We start from the raw sequence: 16,093 nt of genomic DNA, 5'->3' as shown, positions 1-16,093 counted from the left end.
ATTTATAACTTATAATGCATTCGAAAAAGACACCAAGGGAAATTGATGCCTACCTAAATCTGTTATAGATTTAGCTCTCAAGAAATTCTTCTTTAAACCTCACAGATAAATTGGCTCGAGCGATTTTTCTTGAACAAAAAATTTGAAGTTTTGGATATTTTGCTTGCTGAGATTTCGGTCAATAACCGATTGGAGAAAGTTCATTTGATGTTAATTTAGAGTATTAGCGTTTAGCTCAAAAATTAGAATAATTATTAATATTTCAATAAAATATGAATATTTTTTTTCAAAAAAGTTTTTGCTCAAATCCTGTAATAATAACTTCTAGTTACTACTGTGTCGCTTAAGCCAGGTTTCAATCTGAGACCATCGTAACTTAATCCTTCAAAAAGGCTGAGCGAATTAGGTCCTTGATTTATGGTCGCCTGATGAAATAGTAAGGAGGCTGATTGAAAACTCTTGATTTGCTTTTCGAAAGAAAAAACTAATCCCATCTCCCTCTCTTCAAAACATATCTCTCGGAGCCTATCTGAAAGCTCAATTTTGCGCTCCCGAACATTAAATAGGGGGAATAGCAGTCCTTCCATTGCAACTTCATTAATTCTAGTTTTATGAATTTTCTTACCTCCAAACCATATTTCAATTCTATTTTGGTAAGTATTAAGAAGTCCCTGAACTATTATTAGGTCATTCATTCTATTACGAAGTGCATAGTCATTAAGATAGGCATTTAAATCTTCATCACTTTGCTCGGCAATGCTGGCATAAACCTCATTCAGCTTACTCAAGCGAAAGCCCTCTCCAAAGAAATTAACTTTTAGTTTTTTAAGCATCTCGAGATTATTCATCTAATTAACTGAATTAACGCGAGTATACCCGACTCTATATTTTTTATTTTTGCTACATAATGATAAGCTTCAGATATGACCATTTTTTCTTTGATTAGCTTTAGAGTGGATAGTTGATTCTCTAGCTCTGAGATTGTACTCTGCCGAAGCACTTTCTCACTTTTCAAATCTATGATATCCAAATCGAACTCTTTTAACAGACCGGACAACTGCTCCTGAAATTCGTTCACTCTCTTGAGCTGACCAAAATCTTTAAGCAAAAGTAAGTTAGATTTATACTCTCCTAGCCTACAGCGAATAAGCAATAAACTAAAAGCAACATCTTTTAGCATAACATCTATAATTGACTCTAATGGCTTCATCTTAATTAAACCCGCGCCATTAATTTCCAAATCAAGCAGACTCTGCCGAATTACCCAGGCTCCAAATCTTTGATAGCGAAATTCCGAATGTTGGCCAACCTTCTTCAAGGCGAAATCCTTTAAGGCTTCAAAGGCATAACTAAAGCGTATATCAAGGGGAAACCGGCTCTCTCTTTGATTTAACATAACCTTATATATCAAACTTTCCGATGCTACCATTATCTCCCCTATTACCTCTTTATCTCCCAAACGAAGTTTGGTTAAAAGGCTTTCCATGGAAGCATCATCTATGTCTTTCTCCAAAGCCTTCGCTAAACGAGCCATTAATTCATCTTCACGGCTGCCTTTGCTTTCGGTATTTTTTAACGACATTTTTTTCAATGGTTTTATCTTTCAAGTTAATTGTATCGCAAAACTAAACAGACACTACGTCAAACTATGGCGTAGTTAAAAATTAAAATCTGAGAGACTAAATTAAATTCACTAGGTCATAAAATGTCGCAGTAATTCGGCATCTTTAAAAAAAAGAAAATGTCGAAACGTGAAATTACTTTGAGGCAGACTGCCATCATCAATAGACTAAAAAAGAGCCCTGCAACTCTAGCAGAGATTTTCGATTATCTATCTAGGGAATCAGAACTCTTGGACTATAAGCTGAGCACGTCTAGACGAACCTTTCAGCGGGATTGCCAGGATATTCTATCTCTGTATAATATTTCAATTGCCTGCAACAAGGCAAAAAATGAGTATTATCTATCTGAGCAAGAGGATAATTCTTTAAGTAATCGTATGCTGGATGCTTTTAACATCTTCAATGCCTTAAACTCGAGTAAGGGTATGAGCGAATATTTAGACTTTGAACATCTCGCGGACCGCGGTGCAGAACATTTTTATGCTTTGCTGCATGCGGTAAAAAATAACTTACAAACAACTATCCAGTACCAGAGCTACTGGGATGATCAGCCAAAAGAGCGGATTATAGAACCTTATTTTTTTAAAGAGTTTAAAAACCGATGGTATTTGATTGCAAATGATAAACACAAACAACAAATCCGCACTTTCGCCTTTGACCGGATAAAGGCGCTGGATATCAGCAAAAAAAGATTTAGTTCAGTTGCAGCAAAAAAATCACGAAACTATTTTGAGCACAGCTTTGGTATTATCTCTCAGGATTTAAATGAGCCGCTGGAAGCAGTTCTGCTTTCCTTTAACGCCTTTCAAGGTCAATACATTAAATCTCTCCCCTTACATTCAAGCCAAAGGATTATAAAGGATAATGAAGATGAGCTCTTGATTGAGCTCCTAATTCATCCCACATTTGATCTTGAAATGCAAATATTGTCTTATGCAGAAAACGTGAAAGTCTTAGCTCCCGAAAGTTTGAAGAAATCGATTCGCAAAAGAATCAAGGATTGCTACGAACAGTATAAGGAGGACTAAGCATCATTCTAAAATTTTCAATGCCGTTTGTATAACTATCCTTGATTATATTATGAGGTTATTCCCTATGAAAGCTCTATTTGAATGGATAAGTGCTTGTCGATAGCATGCAATAAGAAATTCTTCCCGAAGATTGCTCAACCTGGTTTTCTGTAAGGGGGTATGATCTATAACTTCAACATTGTGAATTTCTTGGTAAAAATCCTCATGATATGTCTGTACATAGGCCTCAAACATTGGCAAGCGCTGTGCATTCCAATAAATCCCTCTAGTTTTTGGTGTTGGTAAAAAGAATAAATCGAATACCCGACTTTTGCCATTTTCCAGTGTAATATTTGCCGTTCTATGCCATACGCGACCAAATGCTAAATGCTCCGCTACAATCTGCAAATTTTGTCCGAAGATTTGGGCAAACCAGCCATAAGGACTTTTAGCATTAATCATTGTTGAGGTGAAATATATTGCCGAGATCCCTTCGTTTTCACTCAGCAATGCGGGGATTTGGTGATTGAGCATTATATTCTCATTTACCCAATCGTCTTCGCTTTGAACCATTAGATGTTTGTCTTCCGAGCTAGTAAGGATTCTGTTTGTCCTACTCAGCGCGTCACTTATAAGAAAATTATTATCATAAAGCATCTGTGCGCAGCGCTCAACTGCGATATTTGGCGGCAAATACGCTCCGTTTTCTTTTCTTGGATCTAAGCCTGCGATCGCCTGCCCAGTGTATTTCCAGAACTGGCTCATTAGACTTCCGTAAAAAAAGCGCATACTTGCCTCCTGACCGAATCTCTGTTCAGGGACTGCTACATTCTGGTTTATGGTATTCGTTACTGCATATATTGGGAAAGACCCCACTATCAATCCCTTGTAATGTCCGGAAGGATAAGGGAACTGCTGATGATAATTTAAATAGGGATGTTCTTCGAGTTCGTTAACTGGCATGGCGTTTTTAAAATTGGCTTTATAATAATTTGCTTAATCATTCGGAAGTATCTGTATTGAATACACTAGGCTCGGTAAATAGTTTACGCCCAGGCGTGACCATAACCCATTTAGCTCATCCATTGATAGCGTTTTTGGTACCATGAGAAAACTTTGCATCTCATCTACTCCGTCTGGCGGGCCTGTGATTTTAAATCTTGGATTGGATCCATAATAATCTATAAGCAGGTCTAAGATCTCTAGGGATTCAAGATATGCATTGGCATTAGACATGGCTGAAACCAAGACTGTATATTCGAAATACGTCTTACGTTTAACCCTATCACCTCTCTCGACTAAATCCCGGTTACGCATCTGGGCGCTGATATCGTGTATATCGATTAGAGTGAGTACGATTTTATTAGAGCCAAGCGCTATGGCAGATCCATCGAGATTTTCTAATGGGGCAACAATTGTTAAGTCTTCTGTCCTGTTTAACTTATCTTTTAAGAAATTATTCGAAGCCAAACAGAGCTGGGAAAGCATTGCATGTATCATAAAGTAAGTTAAGATTTTTTATGGTGTTTTATTTGGCTATGGGTATTTTTTTGTGAGAAACTATGTAGAGTGGTGGTTACTTGAGTCTTTTCTATCAAATACGATGAAAAAAATGGGTTTAAGACTCAGTGAAGCACAAAGTTATCACTAAGCCCTCTAACTGCAAACAACGTTTCCTATACGTAAAATAAATTTAATAGTGTATGGGCTTCTCCACGATTGCGGCTTGCGGACCCCGCCCCCTCTTGTCACCATATTCTTTTGCATCTAGGGTTTGAAAAAGGTTGAACATTTTCCTTGAGGGAATGAAGGATGGGCTAGGCGTCGTGGATTGAAAGCTTATTTCCTCTTATTGACCTCTTAAAAAACAGCCGGCAGCAAGCGCTTTATCTGATGAGTAAGGAATGTTTTCTATACAATCTGAAAGCTAGGTCGTCCATCATTTATCTACCGCTTTGGCTTTAAGGCTAACTGGACTAGATAACTTGAAAACCAAAACTCTTTTCGCTCAAACTAAAGAACAAAATACTTAAAATTAAGTATTTCATTTTGAATTGATTAGCATTAGATTAGTTATAACCAAACAGGAAGATATATATCTTATTAACGAAAGCGCTACTCTCAATACATCAAGCTACAAAACAGCGAAGATCAGATATCCTCCATCGAAAAGATGAAAAAATTTTTGCTTAGCCTAAGCTTATGCTTGGTCTTTTATACGAGTAAATGCCAAGAAGATTGGACGTATACACCCTATATATCTTTCGGGGTAAACATATATCCCACCTTTGGATCAAAACAATTCTTTCCAGGTATTAATCTTTACGGTGGATTCGCGGTAAGCGCGGTCTACAGAGAACGATTCATTGCCAACTATGGTGGGAATATTTCCTTTTACAAAAAGACCATTGGAACGAACCTCAATCCATTGATTGATAAACTGGAGATCGATTTCACCAACTCTTTCTCAGCTGGGATTGGGGGCAATAACCTTAGTTATCCAAAGTTCATTCGGACGCTTCACAACTCCGCCTTTTACAATATACAATTGAAAAACAATTATTTTGCTTTGCTTTCGACGCACGTTATTTTTAATAACCATAAGCGAAATCAAACCGTGGGGGCATTAACGCTATCTGGCCCAGGCGTGAGCTTTAACTACTATAACGACGGTGCTATCCCGATAAAATTATTTGCTGGTGGCGATGGATTTGATAGATGGTGGACGGGAGGTGGTGCTTTCTATCTGCATTCCAGGCGATCATTTAATTATGCAGAACTCGGATTCGACCAGTTTACCGGCTACCAGCCATTTTTATATGAACTCTCGGATATCCTAGGTATAAACTTACCGCCTTATTCAAGAGATGAAACGATCATTGACCGAGCAAATATCCATTCGAATTACAATAGCGCGCAATATCACTTGAGAATAGGCTTAAACCGAAATTTCAGTATCGATGCCGGCGTAATGGGATCCCTTAGATATGGAAAAGGGGTTATTTATTCTTTTCAAGATCTCATTCATATCCTCGGGAAAATGCCCATGCATCCCAACAATGACCAAAACAAAGTATTTATAGGGGGATCATTTAATCAGATCAAATATGTACAATAAATATACACTGATTTCGCTGATCGGCTTTTGTCTAGCTTTTAGCTCATGCAAAACGAAATACTATCCTTTTGATTTCAATACACACCTAACACCGAAAATCCTATCTGAAACCTTCGCTACTCAAGACAATAATAAATCTGCGAGGGAAAAAGCCAGTCAGGTAGCTTCCAGTAGTCTGGAGCAGAAAACTGTTCATATTTACAAAACCAAATTTATCGAGGGCTGGTTAGAGCAAGACAACTTTTTAGACTGGGCGGTACTCAATGAAAATAGACAGCGCGAATTTGCTAGCTACGATGGTGGGCAGAAACATCTTTACAACTGTTATATCTTGCTTGCTAAAACGCCAAACGAGCCCTCTGCATCTTTCATTTTATTCACCGTGCAATCCGAATCTGGAGAGGACGGAGCCACTGGTTTTGGGAAAATCTATTATGGTAAGCTAATCACAAATGGGAAAGCAGACTATTTAAATGCAACCAGGATATTAAAACTAAAATTTGATGCTGCCACAAATCAATACACTTTCAAAGGGGACAAAAACACCCACCTGCGCTTCATTTTAAAAGAAAGCCCATCCTGGAGCAATCCATCGGACGAGCTGACCATCACAAAAGTAACCTTCGGTGATAAGAATGAACTCAGTGGCAGCAAAGTAATTGAAATACCTGTAGACAAAGTAATGGGTAGCGCCGGCTCTTTGAAATACACAAAAAGAAATCAAATCAGCATACCTTAAAAATAAATCCAATGGGAAAATTTAAGCGATCAAGAGCAAGGCTAAGGGCTCAAAAGAGAATGGGCAGGAGGAAAAACGTAAGCGGGGCGGCGGCGGCTGTAGCTGCACCTGGACCCGAACGCAAATGTTTCCAAAGGCCAAATGGCTTTGTTGTATGCGAGCGGGTGCCTGGTGGTGGCTGGACGGAAGTTTCAGGAATGCGCTTCGACACCTGTGAAGAGTGCAAAGTAGCTACCAACACAGATAAGTGTTATGAATAAGCCCGACAGTAAATAAATAATTCAAAGCCAACCCTAAATTAAACCTCTATGCAATACTTCGACTTACACTGCCATCCGGGCCTAAAAACCTTATTTCAGCCTCAAAACGGCACTCAAAAAAGCCCTTGGGAAAACCTAGAACCTCACGATGGCATCATCGGAAATATACTAGAATCACAATCATCTTTAAAGATGCTTACTCAGACCAATGGCTTTAGCCTGGTATGTATCACGCTTCATCCACCGGAAGTGGGCATGATAGACCAGGTGATAATAAGCCTCGCCTCCCTACTTGGTTTCCCCAGATTATTAAGCAGAAAAAGATTAGACCAAATGATATCTCAAGAATGCCTTTATCAGCAGGTGTTTTATGAGGAACTAAAAAACCTGACCAACTTACCCCTAGACCAGTATGGAAAACCGATTCCTAAAAACATAAGATTTTTAAAAAGAGGCGAAAAAATCGATAACAACAGCCCGAATACCCTTCAAGTTATTTTCAATATAGAAGGTGGACATAGCCTCTACGACCAGAAAAATAAGGTTAAAGATATACAGGCCGTCAAGCAGAACTTAACAAACTTTTTGGACAATGAAAATTACAAAACACTTTACATAACCCCAACCCACCTCACTCCAAACCAATTTATTACCCATTGCTATGGAAACAAAATACTAAGCAAAGGAAGGCTACTCCCAAAAGGAATTGGCATTACCCAGTACGGAAAGGAGTTGATAGACCATGCTTACCGGAAAGATATACTGATTGATGTCAAACACATGAGCCTGGTATCAAGACAAATTTTTTACCAGTACCGAAAAAAATATCACCCGGATAAACCAATTATTGCCAGCCATGTTGGGATGACCGGGAAATACTGGAAATTTTTTAGGGATTACTATCCTTTTAATAAAGAAAAGAGTTATGGCTTTAAGGCAACAACAAGCGCCATTAAAGGCTGCCTAGCCAATACACAATATTACCCATTGAGCATTAATCTATATTTTGAAGATCTAAGGGAAATACTAAATAGCAAAGGACTTATAGGCATCTCGCTTGATGTCAGGATTCTTGGCGGGCAAATCCCCTTTAATAATGAGATTAAGGAGTTTTTTAGCCTGGAAGAATTCAAATTACTCTCGAGTAGCAACTCCGAAGCGCAGATTGAAAGCCTGACTCAAAAGCTAATAAATAATAATATTAAAAACGGGAATACGACTATTGATGCCACAGATGAAGAGGGACAGGAAAATGAAGAAGTAAATGAAGCTACGCAAGAACTTGAGGAAATGGCAATAGCGAATATCGCATCTGCTATTCCAGAGGATCGCCAGCATTACAAGCGCCACCTATATCTAGTCTTGAACCATATCCTGGGCATTTATAAATTTACTAAAGATGAAGGACTGGCAGCACCATGGAATAATATCTGTATTGGGTCAGACTTCGACGGGCTCGTTGAGGCGGTTGATTGTTGCAGGAATGCGGCAGAGCTGCCTCAGTTTGCTCAAAGCTTGATAGCTGAACTAAAAACAATAGAAGCCGCTAAGTCTTTTGAATACCCGCTCGACCTAAGTCCTGAAGAAATTATAAATAAAATTATGTTTGCCAATGCGAGAGATTTTATAAACACTTACTGCAAGTAAAGCCCAGCACTGAATTTGGTAATCATTTTTTTTATGGTAGACCTAATGGTAAGCGATGTGGAAAAGTTTCTGAGTAGTAAAAAACAATGTGGTTAATTTTCAAGAACGCTATATTAATCCAATGAAATGGTTTTTTCCTCGCACTGATTACCCCATGCGAATCCAAACTCTTATGTTGATAATTTCAGCATTTAAAGCGCAATGAGGACTAGCTCTTTATAGATCAAACATATTATGCTAGTAGCAACAGCGAGAGGGCTGTTAGCCTTATCTAGAATCTTTTTGCTGATTCTAAAGAAACCGATGCCCCTTGCTACCTGGCATAAAATATACAAGCTTTCAGAAAAACTTGGGTATACAGTTTCGTATACATACACAAATGTATTCACATAGTAGTACTTGATTATTGGTTACAGAACGAGCACTTATGTTGCCAGGTTAGTTAGATTAATACACCAACTGAATCTCCATTTGGGACATTATGTTTCAGTCAAATTTCATGTTAGCTTATTTTAGAATTTTTAATACTTTAGACCAGTAAGTCACTTATAACAAGTAAGTAACATTAAAAAACATTTAAACAATGTATAAAAATTGCGCGTATATAATTTTAGGAGTCCTCCAACTAAATGGACTAAACATCAAAGCCCAGAAGCCAGAAATCCGGGATAGTATTCGGGCAGGTATCCATAAAATCATGATTCAGGCCGACAGCACATGCAGTTACTGGATAGGAGAAAAGACCATTTCACCGTTATATCGTATGCCAACCTCGACTTATAACGGGGGGTCAATACAAGGTTCTATAGGGCCTAATAGAGATCATAAAATCAATTACAAGAGTGATAAGGTTTCACTCACTGTTTGGGGCGGAGAAAAGTCGAGCTACATCATAACCAATCAGAGGCCGAAACCTATAGATCTACATATTTCGGCGTATATGGATAATTTAGATATTAAGTATGGCAATTTTAAATCAATAAATTACATGCGGGCAATGACGGGATCTCCCATCAACAATTTTTCAATTGAGCGGGTATCAGCAGATACAATAACGAACTACATCGGGATCAAAACTTGGATTCACAGCAGTAACATAAAGACTTTAAATTTAGGCTTTCCAAGCATGGATTTCATCAAAACCAAACTTGAGATCATAAATAGCAGAATTGACAGCCTAAAATTCACTTCAGATCTACCAGATACTATTTTATTGCAAGGTATCGATTTTAGCGGGGTTAAATCTTTCCTAGATTTATCAGCACCAAGAAAGGGTGCAGGAAGGACTGTATTAGCTGTTCGGGAAGTAGACATGAGTAAATTGAAATTCAACCTCGGGGATGTCTGGGTTTACACATTTCAAGATGCGAGTTATGATGATAAAATTGCTGTCCTTCAGCAAATGGTCAAGCTTTGCAGGGATAAAGGATATAGTGATGATGCAGCTCGTTATGACAAGGCTTACCAATCTGAAAAATACCTCCATGACGGACATTGGCTTCTAGATTACATCAGCTGGATTTGGTGGGATTACGGTTATGATAAAGGCCGGGTATTTTACATTAGTCTATTGCTCTTTACCATGTTTGCAATCGTAAACGTGATTCTCTCTCACAAAATACGGGAAGTTTATTGGCCGGATCGTTTCACTATGTTTTATGATCGCACCAATTTGCAATACAGTAATCAAAATATGCGAAAAAAAATGAAGCATTCCATGGGTATGATATTATTCACCGCCTATATATTCTGGGGTGTTAAACTTGACCTCAAGGAACTTGAAATCCGGAATAAATGGATATTGCTATTGATCATAGCTCAGTACATAACGGGAATCATTTGTATCGCTTATCTGGCAAACTTTATAATCTCCAGATAGCTTCAATATGGGCAAAGCAATGCTTTGAAATACGAAAAAATCCTTGAATCCTTTCAAGGGTAGTCTATCAATTTCGTCAAATGAAGGGATATTTTTAATCTTTTTTACAATCGATTAGCTCCAACCTTGCAGCAAACTCATGAAAATCACAATTGATAACTATATGCATACTAATACATAATAAGTTTAAAAGTCAAATTATAAACATTTGCATATGAAACTGTTTCTGTATTAGATATAAAATCTATACGGTTTAAATGCAACCATCGTGATCCAATAAGCGAGATACACAGCTATTCTTGGGTTAAATTAGCTTAACATTTGATGCTGACATTTTACATATCATACTTTCTGTATAGATATTCCGGAAGATAATAAATATTCAATCGACTCCTATTCCACTTAATAATCTGTAACCTGAATGGCTTATCTTCTAAGTTTTCCGCATCCAGCTGTCTAAAGTATAAATCTCTATTTAAAGCTAGATGAAGCAGGAATGGAAACCAATATGCATCTCTTAGCAATTCGAAGGCATTTAGTTGTGGGTTATTAGCCGAAACCTCAGCGCCAGAAGAAAATACGATTTTTGAGAATCCTTCGAGCCCCTCTTTATCAGGAAAAACTCTGTAAAAATCTGTTAACAACCCCAAATACCTGCTTTGAAACACATCTTTTGGCACCTTGTAAAGATTATCGAAGTGCAATGAGAGCAAATATGTCATTCCATAAAATGCAATACCTCTGTCGTATAGATTGATACCTATACCAAACTCACCTCTTCCCTCCCTTTCCTTTCTAGTAAGACTAATCTGGCGTTCTAACATTTTCTTCACCAATTGGATATCTTCATCATTTACTCCCGCCTGTCTAAAATTTTTCTGAAGCAGTTTTAGATTACTCAAAGTATGGGTGATATCATCTGCTAGAAAGCTCACGTTCGCGTGACCCATTTCCCCCGTATCTGATACGTTAAAACCGGATGAACCTCCGCGCTCGATAAATTTACCTGCTTTAGCATTGTAATTACTCCGCATCAACCATAAGGCATATGAGAATGTATCCTTTTGTATATTTTCAAGAGCACTTATCATATCACGTAAATGGTTATCCAATAATCTACTGATCTCGACCAAATCTAAATTTGAAATAGGTTTCTGGCTTTCTGACTCGCTTGGATATCTAAGGACATCAGAAAACACATGATCAAAATCAGCGCTATTTAAATATAACTCTGTGATGGTATTTGATAATGTTCTAAATGGCGTTAACGCTGCAGATATAATCTCATTATAAGACTTATTATCTTCCCGCGCTTTTTCTTTTTCAATCAAAAGTGTGGAAATCCGAGCAAGCTTAATGGCTACTAGCGCACCTGCGAAAGAAACTGCAACGCCTAGTGTACCTTGGATAACATCAGAAATCGAGGCTAGCTCAGTAAAAGAAAAGCTACCATTTCGATGCTGAAAAAACAGGGTGAAAATTAAAATGAAAACAAAAATCCCAAAAATTAATAAGACAAAAGCAAACTGGGGCCTAGATTTCAACATATTGAGCGTAAGCAATTAAGACCCTGAAAGGTAAGTAATTAATTCTATGGAGAGGAATTCTATTTTTCATTTTTTACAAATGATACACAACTTAGCGTCATTAAGCAATTACATGAATCAAAATTTAAGTATTTTATTTTTTCCTAAGCGTACCAAGAAAGATTTTAACCTGGTAACGATTTACTGCAGAATAACATTAGATGGTATACGGGAAGAAATATCCACTGGCTGCCAATGCCCTAAGAACGAATGGGACAGGCCTACGAAACGAATTATTGGTACAACCAAGCACACCCAATCTTGTAATAAAATCTTGGAAGATCTCGAATCCAAAATCCAGCAGGTTTATAAGAAATGTTTGCGACTGAAGAAAAATCTGCTTCCGCATGAGTTTAAAGACGAAGTGCTTGGCAGAAAGAGGAGCAAGCCCACTTTGATTTCAGTTTTCAAGGAACATAACCTGAGAATGGAAACCTTGCTCGAAACCGAATATGTCAAAGGTACGCTCTCCAGATACCAGACGACCTTATCGCATATCCAAGCTTTTCTGCTCAAGAACTATAAATCGAAGGACATTAGCCTTAACAGAATAGGCTATGGTTTTCTGAGCGACTTTGATTATTTCCTTAGAACAGAAAAAAAATGCAATAAGAATACGACTAATAAATACCTCAAGAATTTGGGGAAGATAGTAAGAATCTGCCTTGGCAATGGCTGGATGCAGATAGATCCATTTATAAATTACAAACTTAGCAATAAGGCTGTTCATCGTACTGCATTGACCCTTGAGGAAATGAAACTATTGATTGGTAAATCCTTTGATAGCAAAACATTGAGCCTGGTTAGGGATGTGTTTATCTTCTGCTGTTATACGGGCCTATCCTACATTGATTTAAAAAATTTAAAAACTGAAAATTTAATTACCGGCGTAGATGGTAGACGCTGGATAAGTATTGTAAGAAGTAAAACCGGTGTGGTTTCTAAGATCCCTATTCTTCCCATAGCCCTTGATATTTTAATGGCGTATGAAAGTAAGCAGATGGATTCAATTTATCAGTATGCTTTCCCTGTCATCAGTAATCAGAAAATGAATATTTACCTCAAAGAAATCGCTGGCATTTGTAATATCCACAAGTCATTAACTTTTCACATCTCCCGCCACACTTTTGCAACTACCGTAACTTTGAACAATGGCGTTCCGATTGAGACCGTTTGTAAAATGCTCGGGCATAGCACGGTAAAAACGACTGAAATTTATGCAAAGGTTCTCGATAGTAAGATTAGCGAAGATATGGAGCAGCTTTTTCATAAACCGATTTAAGCTGGGCCTCTATTTCAAATTTACAGCCTGAAATAACCAATTATCAAATCAGCTTCAACAATGTACATAGATGCACACCATATCATCACCTTAAATCCCCTTAGGCTTGCAACCAAGCATTCGATTCGACAGGATACCAACGAAACAATATTTCGTATGATAGCTTGCAATCAGGTTATTTAACTTAAAGTAAATGAGCCGAATAGGTTTCAAATTGTTAATATCTAATTTTCATGCGACAATATTTAATCAAGGAATAGCCGCGAATAGTACTTCATTTGGGCTTGCAAGCTTTGATACTTATGATCACATTTTCCTTTAAAAATTTATTATGGAACCATTTAGTTTTGAAAAAATGCCTGAAGTCCTGCGTCAACTGTTTGAAAAAGTTGAACGCATTGAAGAACTTCTATTGGCAATGAGCCCTGCGCAGCAAAGGGAAGATGAGCTTCTGAATGTAAAAGAAGCAGCAGATTTTCTCAAAGTTACCGTTCAGTCATTATATGCCAAGGTTAACAGAATGGAAATACCTGTATGTAAACCAGGCAAAAGGTTATATTTCAGCAAGTCTGAACTCATCGCCTGGGTAGAGGGTTCAAGAAGAAAAACTGCAAGCGAGCTTATTGCTGAGCTCAAAGCAGATAAATCAAGAAACAAACATCGTTATTTTTAATTGGGCGGGACGTTATCCAGGAAAGATATAAATTCACCAGGTAAATAAATCGTATTTAAAGGGAATTAGCAAAAACACAAATCAAAAAAACACCCAGTCAGAATGACTGTCTAATCCCCAATGAGCACCGTCATACAACCCAGCGCAATATTGCCTCCATGCGACGTTGCATCACCCATCCTAGCTGCAGGCTTTCCGCCAATAAAAACTGTTGCGGAACCCTCGACAATTTCATCCGGTGGCCCCATACAAAGCGCCATATCCCCCACCGTTGCAGCCGCCACCCCACCAATGAGCACTGTTGGAACACCGGGCCCGATAACGGGTCCACCAACATGCGGAATAACTGGAATTCCCTCAACCTTCGGACAAAGATGCATATCATTTATTCTTGCAGCAGGCTTACCCATAACGATTAATTAATTTTAACAATAGCACCCTGAATACTCAGCTGTGCAGCAGCACTAAGTTTAGTTTCCATTCCCGAATCGGCACTAAAGCTCACTTGAGCAGCATTTTCAATATGTAAAGCTTTTAGGCTAATCTTTCCTTGCTCGCTTATCGCAGTAATCCCTTGCGCAGCAGAGAGGCTAATTCCCTTGGTACTTGTGATGGAAATACCCTCTCGTCCCAAGATAAACTGATTTCCATTTTGATCGGCAAATTTAAGGATAGCCTTCTCATCATTCATCTCAACCTTTGCACCCCCAGGCGTAGAGAGCGAAATAACTTTTTGCGCGTCGTTAAAACTTAAGGCAAGGCCAGAACGAGTAGAAATCAATTTGATATCATTATGTTTATTCTGGCTTACAGGCGCCGGATGAGCAGCACTGTAAAGCGAACCCAGGACCACAGGTGAAGCAAAATCTTCACCCAAAAAACCAACAAGTACCTCATCATCCACCTCCGGCATAAAAAATGCACCCGAACCTCGACTAGCATAAAATCCTGAAACCCTAGCCCAAAGCATCTCCAAGCCTAGGCCTGGCAGTTGCACTTGAATCCGGAAGGCTCCATCCGGATCGCTAGAAACTTCCAGCACCTTTGCGATACGCAATGTCTGCACCGAGGAAGCTTGCAAATTGGTAGCTTCGGACAATCTGTTTTGTAGCTCAGTCTCCGCAGACTTTGCCTGCTCCAAGCCAAAGCGGGCAGTTGTAATCCAATCACCTCCACCAAACTCCTGATAAACACCCGATACAAAAGCCTTACCGCTATATAGAGAGCCCAGTCCTCGAAGCGCAATGAGATCACCAGGGAGCAGTGAGGCCTCCCCGTAAAACTGAACTTCGCCCCTTAAAGCGCAAAGCCGCATCCGCAGTAACTCACTATCCGCCCTCTGCGCGGCATCCTGCACTTCGCTAATCGCAGCACTGAAGGCATTCCCGTTTTCAGAAAAAATGTTGTTTAAATTTTCTTGGTTCGGCCCAGCAAATCCACTGAGCACCGGCTCTGCAGCCGCCTCACTAAACTCCTCCTGATTGCTACTATCCCAGCCCGAAACGGATAATCCAGGTAGCTGCCCAGAGGCATCATAATGCGCTTTGAAATCAAGTATTGTCTCACCATAAGATAAACTTAGTCGCTCAGAAATATTTAAGTCAGCTGGCGTTATGCGAAGGCCGCCATCCGCCTCGCAAATGACATCAAAGCCCAGCCGCTGTGCCCGCTGGACGATAAAGTCCCAATCCGAACAATCATGCTGAACCAAACTTTCATGCAATAACGAGCTCGGTGAAACCTTTGCCTCAAGACCTGCAGCTGAGATTAGTGTCGCCCAGATTTCAGAATCTTTCACATCAGAAAACACGCGTGATTTATGCGGCAGGCTCATCAGTACTGCCTTATGCTTGCAGATTATTTTAAACTGAACGCCATTGCCACGACCCATGTCCATTGACTGTGCGGTAACAATGCCCGAAAAGATAAGGTCAGCCTGTGCTGTAGAATATCCGCACCGAACTTCTACCAAGCTTCCAACTTTAAAAATCCCGCTGTCACTAATCGCAAAAGGATCTCTTGCAGCGTCCGCTAAGAATAACAGCTGCGCTTCAGAAATTTTATTCAGCTCATGCTGAACACCCACTGATAAGAGATTAAAATCTACAGGAATCGCTGCGCCATCAATACTAATGTTTAAGAATGCTGTTGCCATCGTTGACCTTTTATGTTTTCAGCTACAATATCGCAGAATTTATGCAGAACGAAAAACTGAGTTTGATTTCCTTTGCATCACCCACTTGGGATAACCTTGCAATGCAATAGCCTTTATCTGGT

At 39.0% G+C, this 16,093-nt stretch carries 14 protein-coding genes; 7 read left to right on the top strand and 7 right to left on the bottom strand.

Annotation, left to right across the window (positions count from 1 at the left end; genetic code table 11):
* Positions 1 to 302: 302 nt before the first annotated feature.
* Both R2Q16_RS16405 and R2Q16_RS16400 read right to left on the bottom strand, forming a co-directional pair.
* Complete coding sequence (locus R2Q16_RS16405; RefSeq protein WP_316738509.1) at positions 303 to 848, bottom strand: hypothetical protein; 546 nt, start codon at positions 846 to 848, stop codon at positions 303 to 305.
* Positions 845 to 1,582 (bottom strand): hypothetical protein, encoded by a 738-nt coding sequence (locus R2Q16_RS16400; RefSeq protein WP_316738507.1) that lies wholly within the window; start codon positions 1,580 to 1,582, stop codon positions 845 to 847. The genes R2Q16_RS16405 and R2Q16_RS16400 overlap by 4 nt, the downstream gene beginning before the upstream one ends.
* A 159-nt stretch (positions 1,583 to 1,741) precedes the next feature.
* Between R2Q16_RS16400 and R2Q16_RS16395 the strand changes: the two genes are divergently transcribed.
* Complete coding sequence (locus tag R2Q16_RS16395; RefSeq protein WP_316738506.1) at positions 1,742 to 2,650, top strand: WYL domain-containing protein; 909 nt, start codon at positions 1,742 to 1,744, stop codon at positions 2,648 to 2,650.
* Positions 2,651 to 2,695: 45 nt separating this feature from the next.
* On the opposite strand, the gene R2Q16_RS16390 is transcribed toward R2Q16_RS16395, so the two are convergent.
* Together R2Q16_RS16390 and R2Q16_RS16385 are read right to left on the bottom strand one after the other, a co-directional pair.
* The gene (locus tag R2Q16_RS16390; RefSeq protein WP_316738505.1) at positions 2,696 to 3,595 is read right to left on the bottom strand and encodes a hypothetical protein; all 900 of its coding nucleotides are present in this window, start codon (positions 3,593 to 3,595) and stop codon (positions 2,696 to 2,698) included.
* A 33-nt stretch (positions 3,596 to 3,628) separates the two neighbouring features.
* Positions 3,629 to 4,132, bottom strand: a complete 504-nt coding sequence (locus R2Q16_RS16385; protein WP_316738504.1) for a Pvc16 family protein — start codon at positions 4,130 to 4,132, stop codon at positions 3,629 to 3,631.
* Positions 4,133 to 4,805: 673 nt separating this feature from the next.
* Between R2Q16_RS16385 and R2Q16_RS16380 the strand changes: the two genes are divergently transcribed.
* The 4 genes from R2Q16_RS16380 (at position 4,806) to R2Q16_RS16365 (ending at position 10,275) form a co-directional block, all read left to right on the top strand.
* Complete coding sequence (locus R2Q16_RS16380) at positions 4,806 to 5,750, top strand: polymorphic toxin type 23 domain-containing protein (RefSeq protein WP_316738503.1); 945 nt, start codon at positions 4,806 to 4,808, stop codon at positions 5,748 to 5,750.
* Positions 5,740 to 6,489 (top strand): hypothetical protein, encoded by a 750-nt coding sequence (locus R2Q16_RS16375; protein WP_316738502.1) that lies wholly within the window; start codon positions 5,740 to 5,742, stop codon positions 6,487 to 6,489. The genes R2Q16_RS16380 and R2Q16_RS16375 overlap by 11 nt, the downstream gene beginning before the upstream one ends.
* A 308-nt stretch (positions 6,490 to 6,797) precedes the next feature.
* Complete coding sequence (locus R2Q16_RS16370; protein ID WP_316738501.1) at positions 6,798 to 8,396, top strand: membrane dipeptidase; 1,599 nt, start codon at positions 6,798 to 6,800, stop codon at positions 8,394 to 8,396.
* Between the two features lie 583 nt (positions 8,397 to 8,979).
* On the top strand, positions 8,980 to 10,275 hold the full coding sequence (locus R2Q16_RS16365; protein ID WP_316738500.1) for a hypothetical protein: 1,296 nt from the start codon (positions 8,980 to 8,982) through the stop codon (positions 10,273 to 10,275).
* Positions 10,276 to 10,610: 335 nt separating this feature from the next.
* Here R2Q16_RS16365 and R2Q16_RS16360 read toward each other — a convergent pair whose 3' ends face one another.
* Positions 10,611 to 11,822, bottom strand: coding sequence for a hypothetical protein (locus R2Q16_RS16360; RefSeq protein WP_316738499.1), 1,212 nt, complete (start codon positions 11,820 to 11,822; stop codon positions 10,611 to 10,613).
* 112 nt (positions 11,823 to 11,934) lie between these two features.
* Between R2Q16_RS16360 and R2Q16_RS16355 the strand changes: the two genes are divergently transcribed.
* Together R2Q16_RS16355 and R2Q16_RS16350 are read left to right on the top strand one after the other, a co-directional pair.
* Entirely contained in the window at positions 11,935 to 13,143 is a 1,209-nt protein-coding gene (locus R2Q16_RS16355) for a site-specific integrase (protein ID WP_316738498.1), read from the top strand.
* 331 nt (positions 13,144 to 13,474) lie between these two features.
* On the top strand, positions 13,475 to 13,816 hold the full coding sequence (locus R2Q16_RS16350) for a helix-turn-helix domain-containing protein (RefSeq protein WP_316738497.1): 342 nt from the start codon (positions 13,475 to 13,477) through the stop codon (positions 13,814 to 13,816).
* 110 nt (positions 13,817 to 13,926) lie between these two features.
* On the opposite strand, the gene R2Q16_RS16345 is transcribed toward R2Q16_RS16350, so the two are convergent.
* Positions 13,927 to 14,226: a PAAR domain-containing protein gene (locus R2Q16_RS16345; RefSeq protein ID WP_316738495.1), complete on the bottom strand. Its 300-nt coding sequence runs from the start codon at positions 14,224 to 14,226 to the stop codon at positions 13,927 to 13,929.
* Between the two features lie 5 nt (positions 14,227 to 14,231).
* Positions 14,232 to 15,971 carry a phage baseplate assembly protein V gene (locus R2Q16_RS16340; protein ID WP_316738494.1) on the bottom strand — a complete coding sequence of 580 codons (1,740 nt, stop codon included), beginning with the start codon at positions 15,969 to 15,971 and terminating at the stop codon, positions 14,232 to 14,234.
* Positions 15,972 to 16,093: the final 122 nt, after the last annotated feature.

The sequence above is a fragment of the Pedobacter aquatilis genome (assembly GCF_032678425.1).
Classification (GTDB): Bacteria; Bacteroidota; Bacteroidia; order Sphingobacteriales; family Sphingobacteriaceae; genus Pedobacter; species Pedobacter aquatilis_B.
Note: the sequence above shows the minus strand (reverse complement) of the source record. Positions and strands in the feature narration are given on the sequence as shown.

Coding starts and splice junctions, on each gene's coding strand:
- R2Q16_RS16405 (WP_316738509.1), bottom strand. CDS start 848: ATGAATAATCTCGAGATGCTTAAAAAACTAAAAGTTAATTTCTTTGGA.
- R2Q16_RS16400 (WP_316738507.1), bottom strand. CDS start 1,582: ATGTCGTTAAAAAATACCGAAAGCAAAGGCAGCCGTGAAGATGAATTA.
- R2Q16_RS16395 (WP_316738506.1), top strand. CDS start 1,742: ATGTCGAAACGTGAAATTACTTTGAGGCAGACTGCCATCATCAATAGA.
- R2Q16_RS16390 (WP_316738505.1), bottom strand. CDS start 3,595: ATGCCAGTTAACGAACTCGAAGAACATCCCTATTTAAATTATCATCAG.
- R2Q16_RS16385 (WP_316738504.1), bottom strand. CDS start 4,132: ATGATACATGCAATGCTTTCCCAGCTCTGTTTGGCTTCGAATAATTTC.
- R2Q16_RS16380 (WP_316738503.1), top strand. CDS start 4,806: ATGAAAAAATTTTTGCTTAGCCTAAGCTTATGCTTGGTCTTTTATACG.
- R2Q16_RS16375 (WP_316738502.1), top strand. CDS start 5,740: ATGTACAATAAATATACACTGATTTCGCTGATCGGCTTTTGTCTAGCT.
- R2Q16_RS16370 (WP_316738501.1), top strand. CDS start 6,798: ATGCAATACTTCGACTTACACTGCCATCCGGGCCTAAAAACCTTATTT.
- R2Q16_RS16365 (WP_316738500.1), top strand. CDS start 8,980: ATGTATAAAAATTGCGCGTATATAATTTTAGGAGTCCTCCAACTAAAT.
- R2Q16_RS16360 (WP_316738499.1), bottom strand. CDS start 11,822: ATGTTGAAATCTAGGCCCCAGTTTGCTTTTGTCTTATTAATTTTTGGG.
- R2Q16_RS16355 (WP_316738498.1), top strand. CDS start 11,935: ATGAATCAAAATTTAAGTATTTTATTTTTTCCTAAGCGTACCAAGAAA.
- R2Q16_RS16350 (WP_316738497.1), top strand. CDS start 13,475: ATGGAACCATTTAGTTTTGAAAAAATGCCTGAAGTCCTGCGTCAACTG.
- R2Q16_RS16345 (WP_316738495.1), bottom strand. CDS start 14,226: ATGGGTAAGCCTGCTGCAAGAATAAATGATATGCATCTTTGTCCGAAG.
- R2Q16_RS16340 (WP_316738494.1), bottom strand. CDS start 15,971: ATGGCAACAGCATTCTTAAACATTAGTATTGATGGCGCAGCGATTCCT.